General features: G+C 43.3%; 21 protein-coding genes and 1 tRNA gene. 11 read left to right on the plus strand and 11 right to left on the minus strand.

From position 1 onward, the window contains the following. Window positions 1-106 precede the first annotated feature (106 nt). Window positions 107-682: a histidine phosphatase family protein gene (locus tag VX941_00395; GenBank protein MEE2931867.1), complete on the minus strand. Its 576-nt coding sequence runs from the start codon at window positions 680-682 to the stop codon at window positions 107-109. Window positions 683-804: 122 nt separating this feature from the next. Further along, entirely contained in the window at window positions 805-1,683 is an 879-nt protein-coding gene (locus VX941_00400; GenBank protein ID MEE2931868.1) for a TauD/TfdA family dioxygenase, read from the minus strand. 752 nt (window positions 1,684-2,435) lie between these two features. Here VX941_00400 and VX941_00405 point away from each other — a divergent pair. Further along, window positions 2,436-3,293, plus strand: coding sequence for a hypothetical protein (locus VX941_00405; GenBank protein ID MEE2931869.1), 858 nt, complete (start codon window positions 2,436-2,438; stop codon window positions 3,291-3,293). A gap of 347 nt (window positions 3,294-3,640) precedes the next feature. After that, window positions 3,641-4,090, plus strand: coding sequence for a YaiI/YqxD family protein (locus VX941_00410; protein ID MEE2931870.1), 450 nt, complete (start codon window positions 3,641-3,643; stop codon window positions 4,088-4,090). Between the two features lie 178 nt (window positions 4,091-4,268). Here VX941_00410 and VX941_00415 read toward each other — a convergent pair whose 3' ends face one another. Both VX941_00415 and VX941_00420 read right to left on the minus strand, forming a co-directional pair. After that, window positions 4,269-4,673 (minus strand): LysR family transcriptional regulator, encoded by a 405-nt coding sequence (locus VX941_00415; GenBank protein ID MEE2931871.1) that lies wholly within the window; start codon window positions 4,671-4,673, stop codon window positions 4,269-4,271. Window positions 4,674-4,992: 319 nt separating this feature from the next. Next, window positions 4,993-5,424: a plastocyanin/azurin family copper-binding protein gene (locus VX941_00420; protein ID MEE2931872.1), complete on the minus strand. Its 432-nt coding sequence runs from the start codon at window positions 5,422-5,424 to the stop codon at window positions 4,993-4,995. Between the two features lie 301 nt (window positions 5,425-5,725). Here VX941_00420 and VX941_00425 point away from each other — a divergent pair, with 301 nt between their 5' ends. Continuing rightward, window positions 5,726-5,989, plus strand: a complete 264-nt coding sequence (locus VX941_00425) for a hypothetical protein (protein ID MEE2931873.1) — start codon at window positions 5,726-5,728, stop codon at window positions 5,987-5,989. Between the two features lie 349 nt (window positions 5,990-6,338). On the opposite strand, the gene VX941_00430 is transcribed toward VX941_00425, so the two are convergent. The 3 genes from VX941_00430 to VX941_00440 all read right to left on the minus strand — a co-directional run bounded on the left by VX941_00430 (window position 6,339) and on the right by VX941_00440 (window position 7,998). Further along, entirely contained in the window at window positions 6,339-6,623 is a 285-nt protein-coding gene (locus VX941_00430) for a surface-adhesin E family protein (GenBank protein MEE2931874.1), read from the minus strand. Between the two features lie 3 nt (window positions 6,624-6,626). Next, window positions 6,627-7,154: a toxin-antitoxin system YwqK family antitoxin gene (locus tag VX941_00435; GenBank protein ID MEE2931875.1), complete on the minus strand. Its 528-nt coding sequence runs from the start codon at window positions 7,152-7,154 to the stop codon at window positions 6,627-6,629. Between the two features lie 310 nt (window positions 7,155-7,464). Beyond that, window positions 7,465-7,998, minus strand: coding sequence for a DUF2784 domain-containing protein (locus tag VX941_00440; protein MEE2931876.1), 534 nt, complete (start codon window positions 7,996-7,998; stop codon window positions 7,465-7,467). Between the two features lie 100 nt (window positions 7,999-8,098). Here VX941_00440 and VX941_00445 point away from each other — a divergent pair, with 100 nt between their 5' ends. Then, the gene (locus VX941_00445) at window positions 8,099-8,503 is read left to right on the plus strand and encodes a hypothetical protein (protein MEE2931877.1); all 405 of its coding nucleotides are present in this window, start codon (window positions 8,099-8,101) and stop codon (window positions 8,501-8,503) included. A 94-nt stretch (window positions 8,504-8,597) separates the two neighbouring features. Here VX941_00445 and glmS read toward each other — a convergent pair whose 3' ends face one another. Together glmS and glmU are read right to left on the minus strand one after the other, a co-directional pair. Next, window positions 8,598-10,430, minus strand: coding sequence for a glutamine--fructose-6-phosphate transaminase (isomerizing) (gene glmS, locus VX941_00450; protein ID MEE2931878.1), 1,833 nt, complete (start codon window positions 10,428-10,430; stop codon window positions 8,598-8,600). A gap of 2 nt (window positions 10,431-10,432) precedes the next feature. Next, window positions 10,433-11,803, minus strand: coding sequence for a bifunctional UDP-N-acetylglucosamine diphosphorylase/glucosamine-1-phosphate N-acetyltransferase GlmU (glmU, locus tag VX941_00455; GenBank protein ID MEE2931879.1), 1,371 nt, complete (start codon window positions 11,801-11,803; stop codon window positions 10,433-10,435). A 296-nt stretch (window positions 11,804-12,099) separates the two neighbouring features. Here glmU and VX941_00460 point away from each other — a divergent pair, with 296 nt between their 5' ends. Then, window positions 12,100-13,659: a hypothetical protein gene (locus tag VX941_00460; protein ID MEE2931880.1), complete on the plus strand. Its 1,560-nt coding sequence runs from the start codon at window positions 12,100-12,102 to the stop codon at window positions 13,657-13,659. Window positions 13,660-13,723: 64 nt separating this feature from the next. Beyond that, complete coding sequence (locus VX941_00465; GenBank protein ID MEE2931881.1) at window positions 13,724-14,395, plus strand: HAD-IA family hydrolase; 672 nt, start codon at window positions 13,724-13,726, stop codon at window positions 14,393-14,395. Window positions 14,396-14,399: 4 nt separating this feature from the next. On the opposite strand, the gene VX941_00470 is transcribed toward VX941_00465, so the two are convergent. Then, complete coding sequence (locus VX941_00470; protein MEE2931882.1) at window positions 14,400-15,194, minus strand: DUF3108 domain-containing protein; 795 nt, start codon at window positions 15,192-15,194, stop codon at window positions 14,400-14,402. Between the two features lie 25 nt (window positions 15,195-15,219). Further along, window positions 15,220-16,047: a DUF3108 domain-containing protein gene (locus VX941_00475; GenBank protein ID MEE2931883.1), complete on the minus strand. Its 828-nt coding sequence runs from the start codon at window positions 16,045-16,047 to the stop codon at window positions 15,220-15,222. A 174-nt stretch (window positions 16,048-16,221) separates the two neighbouring features. Between VX941_00475 and VX941_00480 the strand changes: the two genes are divergently transcribed. The 5 genes from VX941_00480 to VX941_00500 all read left to right on the plus strand — a co-directional run bounded on the left by VX941_00480 (window position 16,222) and on the right by VX941_00500 (window position 20,253). Continuing rightward, window positions 16,222-16,296, plus strand: a tRNA-Val gene (locus tag VX941_00480). 117 nt (window positions 16,297-16,413) lie between these two features. After that, window positions 16,414-17,418, plus strand: a complete 1,005-nt coding sequence (locus tag VX941_00485; protein MEE2931884.1) for an SDR family oxidoreductase — start codon at window positions 16,414-16,416, stop codon at window positions 17,416-17,418. Continuing rightward, the gene (locus tag VX941_00490) at window positions 17,415-18,431 is read left to right on the plus strand and encodes an NAD-dependent epimerase/dehydratase family protein (GenBank protein MEE2931885.1); all 1,017 of its coding nucleotides are present in this window, start codon (window positions 17,415-17,417) and stop codon (window positions 18,429-18,431) included. Before VX941_00485 ends, VX941_00490 begins: the two co-directional genes overlap by 4 nt. Window positions 18,432-18,496: 65 nt before the next feature. Beyond that, window positions 18,497-19,339, plus strand: coding sequence for a transketolase (locus tag VX941_00495; protein MEE2931886.1), 843 nt, complete (start codon window positions 18,497-18,499; stop codon window positions 19,337-19,339). After that, complete coding sequence (locus VX941_00500) at window positions 19,339-20,253, plus strand: transketolase C-terminal domain-containing protein (GenBank protein ID MEE2931887.1); 915 nt, start codon at window positions 19,339-19,341, stop codon at window positions 20,251-20,253. The genes VX941_00495 and VX941_00500 overlap by 1 nt, the downstream gene beginning before the upstream one ends. Window positions 20,254-20,359: the final 106 nt, after the last annotated feature.

Here is a 20,359-nt window from a genome sequence, read left to right on the forward strand (position 1 = left end):
AGTGCCAAAACAATATTGCCGCAAGCGTGAACGTACCGATACCCATGCGAGATATTCGTAAATAGAAAAATAGCCCCAATAGTAACAAGATTTTTCATACTTGAGGCTATTCTAGTGTTTGAATACTGCCAATTACAGAAAGTGATCCGTCAACTAATCTGTTCACGAAAATAATTTCTCCTGATTCAGGAGAAACGTCCGTCAAAGCCGCTATGTTTACCTGATGGCTTACAAGGACTGTCGGTTTCTTGAGCGGCGCACTTCTCAACCATTTTAGTAACGCTTCGGTCTGGGTTCGCTCCCTATCCGGGTTTTCAAAAAATGAGTTGAGAGCAGGTAATTCCGCTACCTTTCCAAGATTAAACAATCTTGAAGTTTCTAAGCATCTACACCACTGGCTAGAATGTAGTATCGCCGTATCTATTTCATTTGCACGAAAAAGGCGTCCGATATTCTCCGCCTGCTGGCGACCCTCGTCACTTAGGTTACGCTGCGTTTTACAATCTTCCACGTCAAAGTCACTAGGATCACTAAAACCCGGTGCAAGAGCGTGCCGAATTAGAACGAAGTGATCGCCAGACTTTAGTTTGCTCCAAAGTGTATCCGCATATCCAATATTATTACAGGCAAACAGGAAACATGCGGAAAGAAAAAATATTATGGATGGTTTCTTTATACACATCAATTCAATAACTTGTTGATTAAAGTCTGTGAAAATTTCAAGTAGAGATTTTTTCCGTGAACCGTTTTGATTTATACTCACGTTAAAAAGGTTGGTTAGGTATGGTTAGAACTGTTCCTTACTCAGGCACTCATCGCATTTTTTGCTTCTTCTAGTCGCGATAGGGGCTTCTCCGAACCACCGATAATGCGGAATAAAGTTCGCGTCTCACTCAATTTGTAGTCTCGATAGGATTGGTGCATGCTCTGCCTATTATCCCAAATTAACATGTCACCCAACTGCCATTGATGGCGATAAATAAACTCCGGCTTTAGCGTTAGCTCAAAAACTTTTGATATTAATTCTTGGCTCTCTTTTCCTTGCATTCCCAAAAAGTTTTTTAGCTTACCTTGGTGTAAATATATTGCCAGTTTTCCTGTATCGGGATGCCGCCTGACCAGGTCGTGGGTTACAGGTAAGTCTTCTATTAGTTTTTGAGATACCCCCAACTTGTGAGATACGGCTGTTGTTGATGAACCTTTAAAACCGTGGATGCCTCTCAGTGACTTTAATTTTTTTTGCCACTCAGCTGATAATGATTCAAAGGCTGCAGCAGTATTGAAGACACCCGTGTCGCCACCTCCGCTTACCGGCATTTCAAGTGCATAAAGCGCAGTATACTTCGGTGGTTCTTGGCGGTTAACATGATCGCTATGCCAATAGGTAGAGTGATACACTCTTTTCCCCTCAGCACTTTTAAACGTATTTGAGACGTAAGAAACCAATGGCTGTTCTTTACAGGCAAACTTAGTAAAGTTTTGTCGAGTAGGTTTTCCAAAGACACAAGCCGCATTCACAAACATATCTGCGTCAAAATTTTGATTTTTTATAACTAAAGCCACATTTTCGGCTAAGGCGTTATTGAGGGTATTTTTCACCTCTCTATCCACCGGCTTTGAAAAATCTATACCACTTACTTCAGCGCCAATGTATTCAGATAATTTTTGTATCTTTATACCCAATTAAATACCTCCGTTCATGCCTCCCCGTTTCTTGCAGCGAGAAGGATCAGATATCAGGTCAAGGTGTCATCTTTTAAAATCAAAGCTTGGCATTCTAAGTTTTGGTTCCGACTGTTCTTATTCTTCTTCGATTTGTACTGCTAAGACGAGGAAACGTGTTTACAAATCGATTTTAAAACTATCTCCATTAAGGATACGGGGGGTGGATACCTCCACTTCGGGTTTGCAGGCTTGGTACTTCGCCCGGTATCACGGCCCATTGGCTTTATGTAGTGTACATACCTTAAATTCTGCACTCGAAATAAGTTACAATCACCCTTGATATATGCTTTAGAGGACAAAATCCCTTGTCCCGTTGGCCTTAGATAATCGACCAAAGACCAGAAATAAACGTATCCATCCTTTTCCCTAATTCTTTCAAAATCCACATATGCCGTCCCCTTAGAGTTTTCAAAAGTCCTCGTCCATTTTGCAGATGAAGCAGATGCACATATACCTGTTATTGAAAAGGTGAAGGTAAGGATGAGTGTGAGTATGATATTTTGCATGGACTACATTCTAGACACAAACCTGAAAAAAACCAAAGCACCCCAGTGACAATGTTTTACGAATACCGACATCTATCGCACTATGTTTTAAAAGTCTCCTATTGAAAAAGGATAAATCTATGATGCGTGCGCCAAAACATTTGTATAAATTAAACATTCTCATTATTTAACCCGTGATTGTTTTTGCACTTTTTGGATCGTACGATGAAAGTAAATTTTAAGCTAGTTTGCGTTGCCCTAGTAGGTGTATTCACTGTTGGCCCAGCTAATGCTGACATAATTTCAACAACACTTTCGTGCCAGCAGGCTAGCACCCGTGTGGGGACCTATCGACTTACTTGGAATGCTGAGTATAAAATCGATAAATCGCGCAAGATAGTCTTAGGGATGCGGAATTTCAATTTCAGCGACGGACGCCCAGACGGGCGTTATATAGAAGTTCGAGGGAATTCGAGGGTTACATTTTTCAAAAATGGAACGTTGAAGTATCTAAAATACGAACGATACAACGATATGAATCGGTTAAATCGATTTGAATTTTACGAAATGATGTACCAATTGCAGAAGGATGGAAAATTATTTGCTAAATGTAGCATCAAAGGTACTCGCATATTGAGCCGAAAAACGGTTTCGAATCCGCCTTCCAATCCCGCGCCTTTGAAATTTTCTGGCGAATTTATACCGCAAAAGCCTAAGCCCCTCAAAACAACGTCCAATGATACTGCTCGTTACATATCAAAAACATGGCAATCTGAATGGACAAACCCTAATGGAAGTAAGAGTACGACAAATATTGTATTACACAACATCCCAGGAACCGATGGCCGGGTTGGTAGCTATGATTGGAGTAATGGCCGTTTCATAGGAGCCTACGAAAATAATGGAACGCGGTTTGCGGGACAATGGGTCCAAGACAAGAGCAGTCAGCGTTGCCAGAATAGCGTAAATGGAAGTTTTTATCATGGGAAAGTTTGGTTCCAAGTTGAAGGATCGAGGACATTTTTTGGGAAATGGGGGTATTGCAACGATACGCCGGGGTTGGACTGGCAGGGATGGCGTTAATATTCAGACACCCTCATCATTCCTTAGACTTAGAGCGCCCAGTAGTTATGTAAATCCTCCCGCATCTAATGCGCGGTTAGTCTTTAACGGTTATAGATTTCAATAAACTGGCTTCGAGGGAATTGTCCTAGTCGGTGAGTTACGGCGGGTAGCACATTTAATTTGACCTAGATCGCAATCGAATAATTATTATATACAGCCCGGGAGTAACCTAACTAAGGGAAATCTCTGCCCTATTGAACTGCCAATATGAAAGGTCTCAACGGACTTATAGAGAACCAAAACCCCATCAAACTCCAATGAAATATATAAGTGTAGGTTGAATTCGTGGAAATTTTATTTTTGTAATGGTTAAAGTGTATGTTGATGCTGATGCCTGTCCTGTGAAAGAAGAGGTAGAACGTGTAACAACACGGCACCAACTTGAAACTTGTCTGGTGTGCGATGGCGGAATACGCCCATCTCTGAATCCTCTTGTTCAGCTTGTTGTTGTTACACAGGGTGCAGACGCCGCCGATGATTGGATTGCTAACCACATCGGTGAACGAGACATATGCGTGACCAATGATATTCCCCTCGCCGCGCGATGCCTCAAACACGGTGCCTTCGCAATAAGACCTAACGGTAATGTTTTCACGGATGATAATATCGGTACGGCACTTGCTACGCGGGCAATTAAGGAAGGAATACGCGAAACTGGCGAAATGACTGGTGGCCCCCGCCCTTTTAGCAAGGCGGATCGGTCTAAATTTCTAGAACGAATGGAAATGATTGTTCAAAAAGCCGTAAAGCTCTAGCCCCACGGGTTTTCTCGACAGGAACAGATTTTATTCTGACGCCCGTCATTGACGTTTTGACTTTTTATTATTTTATTACTTGCTCACTCTTTTTCTCTTACCTATTAATTTAACACAAAATTTCCTAAATGCGCACTCCGAGCCAACTTAGTCTTATCCCGTCCACAACCGAGTATTTCTATATGCCGGCCTTTTGTGCCTTGGCCCGAAGGCGTTCTGCTGATTTGGATGCATCTGTAATGAAGCGCTCATGGGTTCCAATACCAACTTCATCAAATTCGTCTCTTACAAAAATATCAAAAGTGATACGACGACGGTGGATTGATTTAACGGTAGCAGTCACGTCTACTGACATGTCTTTTAAAGTAGCTCCTATGTGAGAAATATTAACCTGTGTTCCGACTGAGTCCTCACCTTCCTCGGCAAACTCAAGTATATACAATTTACAAGTTTGCTCGATGTCTCGAATCATTTCCGGCGTGGCGTAGACGTCAAATTCCCCTCCAGCGACTGTTATGGTACGTTCTTTGTTCACAATGATACGCCGGGTGGTGGTATTCCCTTCTTTAAAATTGGATTTCATACAAATCCCTCTCTCGAAACAAATGATTGGGTGCGTTCCATCTCAAGTTATTTTTCAGGTAAAATTTTTTTGATATTAAACATTTTCTCTTCAGCTTGAAAACAACTCTTCAAAAGAAACAGCTTTGTCCGTCAATGGAGTGTTAGCATGACAGGAATGAAGGATTCGTTTGCCTTTGGAGGAACAGATGAGGACTGAATTGAAGGCCCAAGAAAATACTGATAATAGGATATGAGGCTGTGGTCCAATAAACTAAAACCTAACGGGTCTAATAATATTAAAATATAGGTAAGGAGATATCGATTTATTAAAAATGAGATTAGTTAGAACCAGGCTGCGCCATTCTAACCAATCGTTTCAGAACCGAAGACGCAACACGAGACAATTGAGTTTCTTTTATTTTCTCAATATTATCAAAATTATTTCCAACCACGATTAACCCCAGCATTCCCATATTTGCATGGGGCGTGCAACCGTACAAATAAACTCCAGGCGTTCCAAAAGTTATGGTGTGAACTGCATCTATTTCTGATGTTTTTGGAAGCGGGTGCATTTTTGGGCCCGCAAAAAACTCTACATTATGCCCCTCATTCTCTGGCAACCATTCGATGGTATCTCCAACATTAATTCGAGCAATCTCAATACTATACGAATCATCTTCCGTGAACTTGATTTTCAAGACTTCCCCAAAACTGTTGGAGGATAAAATCAGCATACATACGACTGTGGAAATGGTGAGCAGTATTTTCATTTTGGCCTTCGAAAAGGATTAGTGAGTCAAAGAAAGAATCCACGCGTATCAAATACTAGGGATTATGCACCTGCTCTCTGCAAATGGATACCACTTGCAAAACAGGAGACTGTCACTAGCTTACACCATTTTAGTTTATTGTATGGGAATGAATAACGCATCCGGATGTAAATCCTTCAACCTTTGAATTTGCTGCCCTCATCGTTCAACGTTACGTTCTTATTCATTATTGAATTGGATAATATCCTGGGCTTATTTTATCTGTTTGTTCGCGGTGGATTTTTTTGAAGAATGCCCTTGAATGACATACACATCCGAGGAGTTATATCTAGTGACACTGAAACGCTTCTTTTTTGGAATTTGGCTTACTCTTTCCGTTGTATGGGTCTGTGGAATCGCCGCTGCTACATATGATGGAATAGAAGACATCACTTTCGTCGCAGATGAACTGGGTCCATTATACTACCTCTTTCCCGTTGCTTTGATTATACTTCCACCTTTAATCTTAGGCGCAATTTTAAAGTTTATTGCTTGGATTGTTGAGGGATTAAACCTTTACAAATAAATTCCGCTTTCTATTGGATGATGGAACTGAATTGAAACAACAAGCTAAAGGTAGTTTAAGGAAGCTCGATTTTGAGAGAATCGACTGCTCTGATCTTCTCCACGGTGACCGAATAGTTCGGACGATTGATTATAATGGGTTGCTGCCCTTACTCGGCTTATTTTGGTTCTGGAACGCGTAGAATAGAGAATAAGCTTTTATCTGTTTATCAAAAAATCATACCAACCCTAATGTTGTAAGTAAAAGGGGTTATTGTGCGCAGACTGCTTTGAGGATGGTTTCATTCACAGAGTTAGGAGGAGGATATTGCCATTCTGGGTTTTTAGGATTGCTTGCTTCACCAACATCCCTACCCATAGGTTGTGTGATGAACGTAATTCAAAATCTTAATCCGAAATAATTTACAGTCACCTTGGTTATATGCTTTGCCAGACAACAACCCATATTTGTTTGGTTTCAATAAATCCTTCAAATCCCACCAATAAACATACCCATCAACTTTCCGTATTCTCTCAAGGTCGATATAGTAGGTGTTTCCATTCGTATCCTTTATCACCTTCGTCCATTTCGCATAAGACGGGGATGAAAGTGCCACTATGAACATCAGTGACAGTATGAGAACCAGTTTCTTCATTACCTATTTGGCCTTCACACCGTTCTTGAAGGTGCCGGTATATTTCTCCCACGCACTTCCGTCTTTCCAGTAGTAGACCCATGGACCTTCTTCCTTACCGTCCTTGTAGTTTCCTTTGCTCCATAGTTGTCCGTTTTCGTAGAACCTGACCCAAGGACCTTCTTCCTCATCGTTCTTGAGAGTTCCTTTGGACCATAACTGTCCGTTTTTGTGGTAAGTGACCCAAGGACCATCCCACTTGCCGTCCTTGTAGTTTGTTTTAAGGAATAACTGTCCGTTTTTGTAGTAACGTATATAAGGACCGTCTTTCTTACCGTTCTTAAATGTCCCCTGCGTTTTCCCCGTGGTCTTACCTGTGAAAGGAACATCGGTGCGTTTCCTATAATAAAGACCTCCCCGTTTCACCAAATCCTTTTCATCAATTACAGGACAATTCCATCCGGTGAATTTACATATCAACCCTTCTGCATAAGACGGGGATGACAACATCACAGTGAAAATCAGTGACAGTATGAGAATAGGTTTCCGCATTTAAATCACCTGTTTCGGAACAACTGGAATACTAACCCTTATAAATAGTTTTATGGAAGACATACTTACTCCCAGAAACGTCTCTCGCAGACAACAAAAACTAACAGAAACTTCGTCAGTCTCAACAGTCCCAAACGGATAGTAAACGGGTTAATGTTGATCCTGTTGCAAGGGTCAAAATTTCACTAAATGATCACAATGGAAAATCCAAAGTACCCCTAAAAAAACTATTCCACGGTTACCGACCGCTTCGGAACGGTGATCATATATGTTCCTAACTTAACACCCTTTGTATTTCTTACGGATACATTCAAGGACGAGATCTTTTTGGTGGGAAGATCCACCACATAAGTAATGTCCATCCCAAGAAAATACAGTACAAAATGAAAAATATATGTGTTGGCAAGTCCCAATAGATTAATCGGTGGATCCAATGCCCAATGAATGACTCAGGTTGAGTGATCCCACGTAGAATATTTTCAAGATAGGTAAGTGGGCAGGTCGTTCCTAATATAGTTTCAAGCGTTACAAACATCATCATCCCACAGTGAGATATTCTAAATTTCACGTTTGAAGTCCAACCCCAATTGGCAGTGTAACCAATCGGTATTAGAAAAAAACCAGAGGTGATAAAAATTACAATGCAAAAATGAACTGCCAGAACAATGTCGGCAAAAAATACAATCACCGTTTTTCCCATGCAACATTTTCCAAGGTTGGCCCAAAGTAGGAAAATAGTATGACAGAGAATATTTGGAACGGGTATAGCAAATAGGATGTGGGTGTAGGCACCTTTGGTCCTCGCCCCTCCCTTACTCAAAAATTTAAAATCCGCTATAGTCATACCTATGAGAAATCTGACCGTAACACTCTGTCTGATACTATGCGCCTGTTTCTTTGTGACCAGTGCGGTTGCAGACTTTGCACCTGCAGAGGAAATCGCGATGATTTGCACCCTCGACAATGACGGTAAGACACACACACGAATTCACAAATATTCAAATCCTCGGTTTTTGAAGAAATGGAGGACGAGACAGATTTATCAAAGGTTAGATGGAAAGTGGGAGCAGTGGTGCAGACCTGATGAAGTCTACTACAAACCTTGTGAACTAATAGTCTCAGATAAGGGTGCGGTAGGAACCTTTTATTTTAAGGATACCTTGACAAAATCGTACAAAAGAAGACCCGCCGGGTCTAGATTTGTAAAGGTCGCCATAATTACACTTGATTTTGAATTTCTCAAAAGACGAGTAGGTATTCATTATGAAACACTGTCTGGTCGTAGAATCTGGAGAGACGATGAGTCCTTGCAAAGATGGTCCTGCAAACTGCGCTCAAAAGAAGAGTAGTATAAATCATCAAGTAGAGCTTATAGTTCACAATCAGGACGATGTGTTATTTCACCGGTAGAGAAAACTGGGGATGCTATTTCACCAGTTAAAACTACTCCACCGTGACACTTTTGGCCAAATTACGTGGCTGATCAACATCAGTGCCTTTAAGGATAGCTGTGTGATAGGCGAGAAGTTGCACTGGGATAGAATACAGAATTGGCGCAACGAAGGGATCGACCGTTGGTAAAATAATTGTTGCGTAAGGAGAGGCATGCCCTTGCAAGCGAGAGGCACCCTCTTTGTCAGAAATAAGTATTACTTTACCACCTCGCGCAATAACCTCCTGCATATTCGATGCTGTTTTTTCAAATAAAAGATCATTCCCTGGCGCTATAACTATAACTGGAACATCTTCATCAATAAGAGCTATCGGCCCATGCTTCATTTCTCCGGCGGCATACCCTTCGGCATGAATATAGGAAATTTCCTTCAATTTAAGAGCACCCTCAAGAGCGATCGCATATGACGTGCCCCTACCCAAATAAAGAACATCATGCGCGTCAACTAGTGTCTCGGCTATTTCAGCGATTGTTTCATCGTTTTTTAGTACCTCAGCCACCCGGCCCGGCACTTCAGAAAGTGCAAGTGACAGCTCAGCTTCATCTGTTTTATTCAATGTGCCACGAGCTCGACCACAACCAATGGCAAGGCAAGCAATTACTGTTAATTGCGTAGTGAAAGCTTTTGTAGAAGCCACTCCAATCTCAGGTCCGGCTAGGGTTCTTAATGCCGCATCTGATGCACGCGCGATGGAACTTTCATCAACATTGATAATCGATACAATTTTTTGTTTTTGCTGCGCCGCATATTGAAGCGCTGACAGGGTATCCATTGTCTCGCCTGATTGGCTTATAAATAAAGACAAGCCGTCGTTTTCCATTGGAACTTCGCGATACCTGAACTCAGAAGCTACATCAAGTTCAACGGGCAAACGTCCCAGTCGTTCAATCCAATACTTGCCTACTAGGCCGGCATAATACGCAGTACCACATGCGCTTATCGAAATACGTGAGATATTTTTAAAATCTATAGGCATTGGAGGTAGTGTAATAGTTCGAGTTACCGGATTGAGCATTGTATTAAGCGTTTCTCCAATAACGGTCGGCTGTTCATAAATTTCTTTCAACATAAAGTGTCTGAAATCTCCTTTACCGATCATGGCACCGGACATCGCAGTCTGAACTACTGGGCGCAGAATTGGATTGTCATTGTTATCGAATATCTCAGGTCCATCACGCCTGATTACAGCCCAGTCACCATCTTCCAAGTAGCAGAGTTTCTGGGTTAACGGGGCTAAAGCTAGGGCGTCGGAGCCGATATACATCTCGCCATCGCCAAAACCAATAGCCAGGGGACTACCAAGTCGTGCTCCGATCATTAGATCTTGCTCACCTGCGAATATCAGTACTATAGCAAAAGCACCTTCAAGCCGGGGCAGGCTCAGCGCTACCGCCTCTTTAGGATTGGCACCCTTATTGAGATAATGGCTAACTAAATGAACAATTACCTCAGTATCAGTGTCAGTTACAAATTGACTACCGTGTTCAGTGAGTTCTTCACGTAACTTTTGGAAATTCTCTATGATTCCATTGTGCACTACTGCAACTCTAGAAGTTGCATGAGGGTGCGCATTCGTCTCAGACGGCACACCATGCGTGGCCCACCGCGTATGACCGATACCAATATTTCCCTTTACTGGGAAAGCATCTAATCGAGATTCCAGATTACTAATTTTACCCTCTGACCGACGCCTTTCAATAGATCCGTCGCGAAGTGTAGCAATCCCCGCAGAATCGTAACCGCGATATTCCAAACGCCTCAGTCCCTCCATAAGCAGTGGCGCTACCGGCTGATTTCCTATGATGCCGACAATCCCGCACATAATTAATCTTCGCTCTTTTTTTTATGTTTTGTGGATGTCTTCTGAGTTTCTAACTTCGTGCGTAGCGCCTGAGCTCGCCCTGGAAGATTGATTTGCTTAGCACGAGAGAGCGCTAGGGCATCCTTGGGCACATCGGCCTCTATTGCACTTCCTGCTCCCACCACAGCCCCATCCCCAATATTAATAGGCGCAACCAAAGCGGTATTGGATCCAATAAACGCACCCTTTCCTATAATACTTCGATTTTTATTAAAACCGTCGTAATTACAGGTGATTGTTCCGGCGCCTATGTTAGTTTTTTCACCTACATCAGCGTCACCGATGTATGAGAGATGGGCCGCCTTAGAGCCTTTATCGAGTATCGAATTTTTTATTTCAACAAAGTTTCCAACCATTGATCCCTTTTTCAGCACCGCTCCAGGCCTTAAACGCACAAAAGGTCCTACCGTTACATCTTCCTCGATGCACACCCCTTCAAGATGGCTAAAAGCACGAACCTCCACATTATCAGCAATAGTCACACCCGGTCCGAAGACTACATTGGGGCCAATCACCACATCTTTTCCAATATCGGTATCACTACTGAACCAAACGGAGCTAGGGTCGCAAAGCGTTACACCCTCCTGCATGGCACGAATGCGGCGAGCCGTCTGCCATGTTTGCTCCGCTTCCGCTAGAGCTACACGGTCATCGACACCCATCAGTTCCTCTGCTGAAGCCTCTACGACGCCACACTCCATACCGCGTGAGCGCGCTAATGCCACGATATCGGTGAGATAATATTCACCCTTTGTATTATCATTGCCAACTTCAGCCAAAAGACCACCTAAGTGTGAGGCATCAACTGCCATAACCCCGGAGTTACACAATCTAATTTCTAGTTCAGCCGCGGTCGCTTCATTGGCTTCGATAATTGCTTCCAGGCAACCCTCTTTGTTGAGCTTTAATCGACCATAGCTGGCGGGATGGTCTGGCCTAAACCCTAGTACCACAAGGGTTGCCCCGGAAGAACGTGCTTGCAGCATCTTGCGTAGTGTTTCAGAACGAATAAACGGCGTATCGCCGTAAAGTATGAGGACTGTCTCGGCCGCAGTGTCAACAATCATTGGCATAGCAGTCTTTACAGCATCCGCCGTGCCGAGGCGCTCCTCTTGCAAAACAGTCTTATGGGGTTTCACAAATCTTGAAACCTCGCTCATTCCAGGGCCAACAATAACAAAAGTTTTGCTTGGATTGAGTTCCGCCGTTGCCGCCAAAACGTGGCCAATCATGGGTTGATTAGCAACAGTGTGCATCACCTTGGGTAATTTTGACACCATCCGAGTGCCCTTGCCTGCTGCTAAAATAATAGCGATAGTTTTGTGTTCAGCCATAAGAAACCAAAGAAAATATATGCTTTGAAACTACCATGAATCTGCCATAGCTCTAATTTTGCGCCAAGTCACAATTTATTTCTCTGTTTTTCAGCCAGAATTGAATAAATAAGTTAATAATTGGCACAGTGATCATGACCCAGACTATTATCCTAAAACTTCGCTATTTGTTTGAATTGTTGCTCAGAGGAAATGCTGATATCATTGTGATTTTTTCAGAAACTCAGAATTTCGGAATAAAATATCGAAAAACTAGAACTACCCATTGAAATAATTTTACAATCAGCGGTCTTCAAATGATTACACCTATTCCCTTCGACCTTACTCAAAAGGAGGCAATAACGGCGGGGTGGAGAGGCGCATTTCGCTGGCCGCTCTCGCCAACGAAGCTTTACGATATACATGCAGAGCTTTATCGAAGCATGATACTTTATGCGAATAGTTTGAAGCCCGACTCACGTGACGTCCTTCTATTGGGAAGACCAAGTGAACTTGGGGCGCTGGTCGAGGCAGCACATTTAGTTCAGGCAGAGGGAGAAAACCGTTATTTATTTGGCCCTGAAGAGCTTGAACTTTTAAGAGGTGAAAAAACACAACAAAGCACCCCGGGTGCTGGCCATCATGGTAAAATCAGTGGGTTCCACTATCGTAGGGCACGTCAGATTGTTCGAACCATGACTTGGAGCACCTATAGAACTTTAATTCCCAATCTTTTTAACCCTAAGGCAATAGCGCTCAGCCACAACAGCTTGCTCCGAGACTATGCCAAAAAGAGTGGCTCCCACGTGAAATACCGACATGGCGCTGTCTTTTTCCAAGCACTCATGGACCGGGCACCAACAACCACATTGGATGAAAAAGTCATACCGTTTGTTGACGATATTTTGGCTAACGTCATTCAGTTTACCAATCTCGATAAAGTTTATACAGCGAGGCTAAAACGCGTAATTAAACCTTTTTTGGTTGATAGCATCAGCCGAGCTTCAATTACTTTGAGAAAACTACAAAACGTAACTGACCTTCCTTCTTCGATTTGGACAGGAACTGGGGCTGCGTATCCGGGCCGCGCTCTGGGACTTGAAGTGCTCAGACGCGGCGGCGAAGTCTGGAGATTCGATCACGGTGGGACAACGGCACTTTCGCAAGCTTATATGCAATTCTCTTTCAACGAACTAGCTGCCTCGAGCCACTACATAATGCCCACTCAAATGAGTGCGATGTCTGAAATGATTAATAATGCAGTTACACTGACGCAGAACATACGTAAGGTCGAGGTGCGTGGTCATGATGGTGACCCCGGACTTGATGTGGGTAATGCTGCCTTTCGCCGCAGTAAACCAGCACGCCGGCGCGTCCTTTATGTATCAACAGCATTTTATGGATTCTATCAGACCTCAACACCTATATTGCCGGGTGTTCCCTATTTGGAGTGGCAACTTCGATTGGTGGAAGCATTGAAAATTCTCCCAGTTACCCTCACATGCAAACCTCACCCAGAAGGCCTCCTGCGTGGAAAAATTCCGCCTATCGAACGTTTAGCAAATGTCTCTAATATCAGTTTCGAGCAAGCACTGAATGACAATGACGTTTTAATAATGGACATCCCGGCATCAACAACTTTTTCAATAGCCCTCACAACTGACCGGCCAATTGTTTTTTTTAATTTTGGTCTTTTGCGCTTTAATATGAACATCCAGAAAGAATTAACCAAGCGATGTCGCATTCTTACTCCTACATACAACGAGCGAAACCAGCCTTTGATTAATCAATCCCTTCTGGAAGATGCCGTGTGCGGTGGCGAAGATACCGCCGACCCAAGTTTCTTTCGCAAGCTTTTACTAGGGTCCTCATACTAAAATCTCTTGGACGGGTCATATCTACAATCTAAGATACGACAGATATGGGAGATAGGAAGAATATATGGTGAAATCATTCCCTTTTGTGGTTTTCGATTTTGATGGAACATTAGTTGAAAGCGCCATCGGTATGACCACTTGTATAAATCAGATGTTAGGCGAGTTAGATCGGCCAGCATTGGAGGTAAATGAAGTTGAGGCCATGGTGGGGGAAGGGATAAACGTTACGATTGAAAAAGCTATGAGGAAAACGGGCACTGTCCCCCAAGATCTAAGTAAATACGTGGATCGCTTTAAGACACTTTATTATCAACAACCTGTAAAAGAAACGCCTCTGTATCCAAACGCTTTGTCCACTCTAGAAAAACTTACATCTAATGGGCACGTCGTAGCCCTGTGCACCAACAAAGCTTACGACGCGACTGTGCGGCTCTGTAAGGGGCTCAACATCGCACACTTTTTTACAGCTATCGCCGGCGGGGACAGTTATTCGGTACGCAAACCTAATCCGGAGCACCTATTACGAGTACTTAATGAGATTGGAGGCACGACAGACCGAGCAGTTATGATAGGCGACAGCATTAATGATATTGCATGTGCAAATGCAGCCCAAGTTTGTTCAATTGCTGTAACCTACGGGTATACAAAAACTCCTCCGAATGAACTTGGGGCAACCTATTTGGTCGACGGGTTAGATGAAATTCCGGACGCGCTTGTCAACTTGGCTAGTCAATAACCAATTAATCTAATGTCCTTATTATCGAGCCCGTCTTAAAAGCAGTTAGGTATATGCGTATTACACCAAATCGATAATTAGCTTCAAACTTCACTGGTACCATTGGCAATTCTTTCGCCAGCCTGCCCAACCAGATCCGTGGCGGCCCCTTTGTTTCCGTAATAATTTCACTTTCTTTCCAAAAGCCGGCGATCCGCTTAATGGACATTGCACAGCTTCGCGTGATTTCACCAAGTATAGTTGGTGCCTTTTTTTCAAGCCCTTTTCCTATTGCCTCACTGAAACTAAGATCGTAACGCCTGCGTCCATCAAAAACCCGGATTTTACCGGGGCATCGTTTTGCACGATCCATTTTAATCATTAACTTCACAGCCATTGACAATGGATCAATTGTCTCTGACGTAAGCCCGGTTTGTACTGAGGTGTTCTCCACCATGGTTGATGGTGGTGTTATCTTTTTTATCTCCGGATACAAATTACCAAATAGAAGTTCCACATCGCGCTCACGATGATTCCATTTTGCCTTCATTTGGAAGTTTTTGGGATCTATTTCACCATTAATAATCATGCCAACAGAAACTGATTCATTTCTCCATGGAAAGAACCATGCCCCAAAACCCTCGGTCGTGCTTGTAGTTTTAACCTCGTATGAGACGGCAGAGAGGTTGAGTTCGACAACACCTGATATTACAAAAAGAGGGCCCAAAAAGCCTTCATACGACAGTTGAATTCTATCGGCAAAGACGGGTCGCGAGAGAAATATAAACACTCCCACCAGCAACCAATTGGACCGCTGCATGACGACCTCGAAGTTATTTGTACTTTTAATCTTTTTCTAACTCAATCAATTCGCCACCTTTTTCAGCTCTTGTGAGATAAATGCGGAAAACACCAAAACTAGACCTGGCCTCAAATTTAACGGGGACCGGTAATCCGTTTTCAAAAGGACGTGCCACCCAGAGTATTGGCGATAGGAGAGGCTTGCCAGTTGATGATTTCTTTTTATAAAAACCACCCAATCGCTCTATCTCAAGGGCACAGCTTTGCGCATCTCCGGTAAAAACTGAAGAAGAAGTAGCTTGTAATTCTGAAGTGATGCCGGGTGTTAGTACCATGTTGTAACGTCGTCTACCGTCAAATACTTTATGCGCGCCCACGCACAATTGCTCTTTAGAGACCCTCGTGAGAATCCGTAACGTCATGGTTAACGGATCTATGGTTTGAGGCCACATTTCTGATGGTACGGCAAGGCGATGTATCCCGTCTGGCGCTGGCACGAGCTCCTTAAGTACCGGCTGACCTTTAATGTATCGAAGTTTCACCCGATGGGGCTGGTCGTCAACGTAAGAGTTTACCGAATGATAAAGGGGAATTAATCGGCCATTGCGTACTTGCCCTTCCGTCATGCCCTTTGAATTCCAGGAAGAAAACCAAGCAGCAAACCCCTCCGTCTTACTTTGTGTTTCAATGCGATACCGGTCACCCTCCAAAGACAACGAAACACGAGCGGACATCACGTACAAAGGACCGGCGTAAGCGTCGTAAGAAAGTTTGACCGAAGCAGCTCTAAGGTCATCTAATGTAAAAAATAATAAGGTGAATGCCAATATAGACGGCAGTTTTAATAGATTAACCTTTTGTGTAACGAACATTATTTGAAAATACGTTTAAAAGCCTACAAATCAAGCTTCCGTATATGAAAAAATAATCACGACAAGATGTATCCTGAAACATTTACAGGTTCCTTCGTTAAGAAGAAAATAACAAACCTTGACAGACAAAGGTGCCATTCTTACTAAGAATTGGCGAAAGTGCAATGGCATCCAGGGCGCGTAGCTCAGCGGGAGAGCACCGTCTTCACACGGCGGGGGTCGCTGGTTCGATCCCAGCCGCGCCCACCAACTCAATAGAGTTAGCCCTAAGCAATGCATGCTTGGTACATATTTACTCGGTCATTGGAATAAAAATTGCTTCCCTGTCAAGTTTATACAAAGCTATGTGTGAGAGGCGAATTTAAAATGCAAAATAATCTAGTAGTAACAGGCGGAGCTGGATACTGCGGGAGCCGCCTTGTTCCGCAGTTGCTAGATAAGGGATACAATATCACTGTATACGATGTAATGTATTTTGGATCGGATATTCTACCGACTGAGCATCCCAACCTGACAGTGATTGAAGGAGATATCCGCGACACACAAAAAATTGCTGCCGCCTTTTTGGACTGCGATACCGTTATTCATCTCGCCTGTATTTCTAACGACGCAAGCTTTGAACTCGATGAAGGTTTAAGTACCACGATCAATTTCGAGGCGTTTGAACCAATGGTATTGGCAGCGAAAAATGCAGGCGTCCAGCGATTTATTTATGCCTCCTCAAGTTCTGTGTATGGCGTTTCCGACAAAAAACATGTAACTGAGGATCACCCGTTAGTTCCTCTCACGCTTTACAATAAATATAAAGGAATGTGTGAACCGATTTTACACACTCACGCAGATGACCATTTCACCGGTGTCATCTTTCGTCCGGCAACAGTTTGCGGTTACGCACCAAGGCAACGGCTAGACCTATCTGTTAACATCTTAACTAATCACGCTATTACAAACGGAAAAATTCGCGTGTTCGGGGGAAGTCAACTTCGGCCTAACTTGCATATCCAAGATTACTGCGATCTTGTTTCACTACTGATTGAGGCGCCAAAAGATCGGGTACAAGGTGAAATCTTCAATTGTGGCTACCAAAATATGAGCATCATGGAAATCGCACAATTGGTGAAAAACGTTGTGGAAGAAATGCTACCAGAGCGAAAACCAATTGAGATAATAACTGAACCGACCGACGATATACGCAGTTATCATATAAATTCAGAAAAAATAAAAAAATCGCTTGGCTTTACTCCGAGGCATTCAATAGAAGATGCTATTCGTGAATTAGTTCTCGTATTCCAAGAGGAAAAATTGCCGAATAGTATGACCGATGACAAATATTACAATGTCCGTACCCTAAAAAAGCGGCGTGTCTCATGAAGAGGAAAAAGGTCGCTGTTGTAACCGGCGGCGCAGGCTTCATTGGAAGTCATATGGTAGACCTTCTCGTCGCAAAAGATTTTGAAGTCCGTATACTTGATAATTTGATTGGAGGACGAGAGGCTAATTTTGCACAACACGCCAATAATTCTAATCTCACATTCGAAAACCGAGATATTCGAACAATAAAAAGCAAGGACCTAATTTTCAAAGACGCACAGTATGTTCTGCATTTCGCCGGCATCGGCGATATTGTTCCTTCAATTGAGGCTCCAGAGGAATACATGGACGTCAATGTACAAGGAACAATTAAAGTTCTTGAGGCAGCTCGCTGGAACGAGGCCTCAAAGTTTGTTTACGCCGCATCTTCCTCCTGTTATGGCATTGCCACAACACCAACAGACGAGGAACATGCGATAAATCCACAATATCCTTACGCATTGTCGAAATATATGGGCGAGCAAGTCTCTTTTCACTGGAACAAAGTTTATGGATTGCCAGTGAATTCACTTCGCATATTCAATGCCTTTGGCACGAGATCACGTACTTCAGGTGCGTATGGCGCAGTTTTTGGAGTTTTCCTACGGCAAATTCTAGCAAATACACCTTTGACAGTAGTCGGTGATGGCAACCAAAGGCGCGACTTCCTTTACGTAACAGACGTAGCACAGGCTTTTTTTGCGGCTGCAGAAACAAGGCTATCAGGGCAAATATGGAATCTTGGCGCCGGGAGCCCCAAATCAATTTTACATCTTGTAGAACTCCTAGGAGGAAAGGCAACGTTTATTCCAAAACGTCCTGGCGAACCCGACTGTACCCACGCCAATATCCGTAAAATTCGCCGTGACCTCGATTGGTCACCAAAGATCTCTTTTGAGGAAGGAGTCGCAAAAACCCTCGAAAATATTAATTATTGGAAAGAAGCACCATTGTGGGATAGTGCATCTATAGAGAACGCTACCAAAAGATGGTTCCAGTATCTCGGGCAAGATCAGGAGGATACCTCTGAGTAACATAATGTGTAACCCAACTGCTCTGAGATAAAAATAGAATTACCGAATAACAAAAGTGATGATTGATGAGACCACTTGCAAATCCATATGATCCAAAAGCAGCTGCTTTACGATGCCTAAATTTTCGCAAGCGTATACTAGAGATATCTCAACAGGTGGGAGCCTTACACATCGGCTCAGCGTTTTCTTGTGCGGAGATTGTAGAATGCGTCTATTACGGGCTGATGCGGAATTCAGGTGAGGCAAACGCCCCGGCAGATACGTTCATAATGTCGAAGGGCCATGGATGTATGATCCAATATGTGATTTTGGAAGCTCTGGGCATTCTAAGTAAAACGGATATGGCAGAATATTGTACACCCCAAGGACGATTAGGATGTCACCCCGATTACGGCACTCCAGGTATCGAGGCCTCCACAGGTTCACTTGGACATGGTCTTCCAATGGCCGTCGGAATGGCAATTGCCGAGAAGCGTAAAAAAGATCCGGGGATTATTTACGCCGTTCTTAGCGACGGCGAAATACAAGAGGGCTCAACTTGGGAGGCAATTATGATGGCATCTTCACTCGAGATTAACAACCTCGTTGTTTTTATTGATAATAATGACTTTCAAAGCTTAGGACGCACGTCTGAAACTCATCCAAGTTTCTATCCTGTTGACCAGAAACTCTGCGCTTTCGGCTGGGAAACAGTAGAGATACCGGGGCATGATTCATCAAACATCTACAGGACTATTGATGCACGTAGTGGTAAGAAACCAATGGCAGCAATATGCAAAACAACAAAGGGCAAAGGCATCAGCTTTATGGAAAATGTGCCGATTTGGCACTACCGTTCTCCAAACCACAAAGAGTATAAGATTGCGTTAGATGAACTTAGGGCGTCACACCCAGGAGCTAATTTTTAGTGAGGAATATTTTTGCTGAGGCGCTATATAAAGCTGCAACGGCCAACCCAGATATCTTTGTTGTCGTTGCAGATATCTCGCCAGCCGGTAGCATGGCCGATTTCAGTCGCCAATATCCAGATAGGTTCATAAACGTGGGTGTGGCGGAACAAAGTATGATAGGGATTTGTGCCGGTCTCGCACTAAAAGGGTGCCAACCCTTCGCTTACACAATTGCCTCATTTTCTTTATATCGCCCCTTCGAATTCGTTCGAGACGATCTGGGATACCAGAACTTACCTGTTACGGTGGTTGGTATGGGAGCTGGCGTCATATATTCAACACTCGGCGGAACCCACCATACACAAGAAGATATTGCGATTGCCGGTGCTATTCCCAATATGCAAATCATTGCACCCTGTGACCCTTTAGAAGTAGTAGAGGCAGTAAAATATTGCGCCAAACAAAGAAATGGTCCGGTATATCTGCGTCTAGGTAAGTCTGGCGAACCGGAGCTTACAAAGCAAGCTATAGAGCCTTGGCAGTTTGGGCGATTGAGATACCTCATTAGGGGCACCGATATATGCATACTCTCGTATGGTGTTGTTATGAAACACGCAAACGAGGTTGCTAAAATACTTTTAAAAGGAGGAAAGTCTGTTTCATTGGTGTCAGCGCACACACTAAAACCATTAGATCGAGAAAACATTGAAAACATATTAAATAATCACAAGAAAGTGGTTGTGATTGAGGAACATGTACCTGAAGGAGGCCTCTCCTCCCGCACTAAACAGATTGCTTGGGATATTCATGCGAGTTGTGAATTGCATTGCTTTACTCTCAAGGACGCTTTTATCCACAGATATGGAGGACATGACGATTTGCTGGCCGCACATGGCATTAGCGTGAAAGACATTTTACGGAAAATTGAGTAGCTGTAATCCCTGACTATTGCGTTTTCCTGTTTCAGCGGTTCATGTGATCTCTTGAAAGATCTTGATCCATTGCCGTAAGATGTCTTCGTTGTGTAAATTAACAAGC

It is taken from the genome of Pseudomonadota bacterium (assembly GCA_036339585.1).
In the GTDB taxonomy this organism is placed as follows: domain Bacteria; phylum Pseudomonadota; class Alphaproteobacteria; order UBA8366; family UBA8366; genus UBA8366.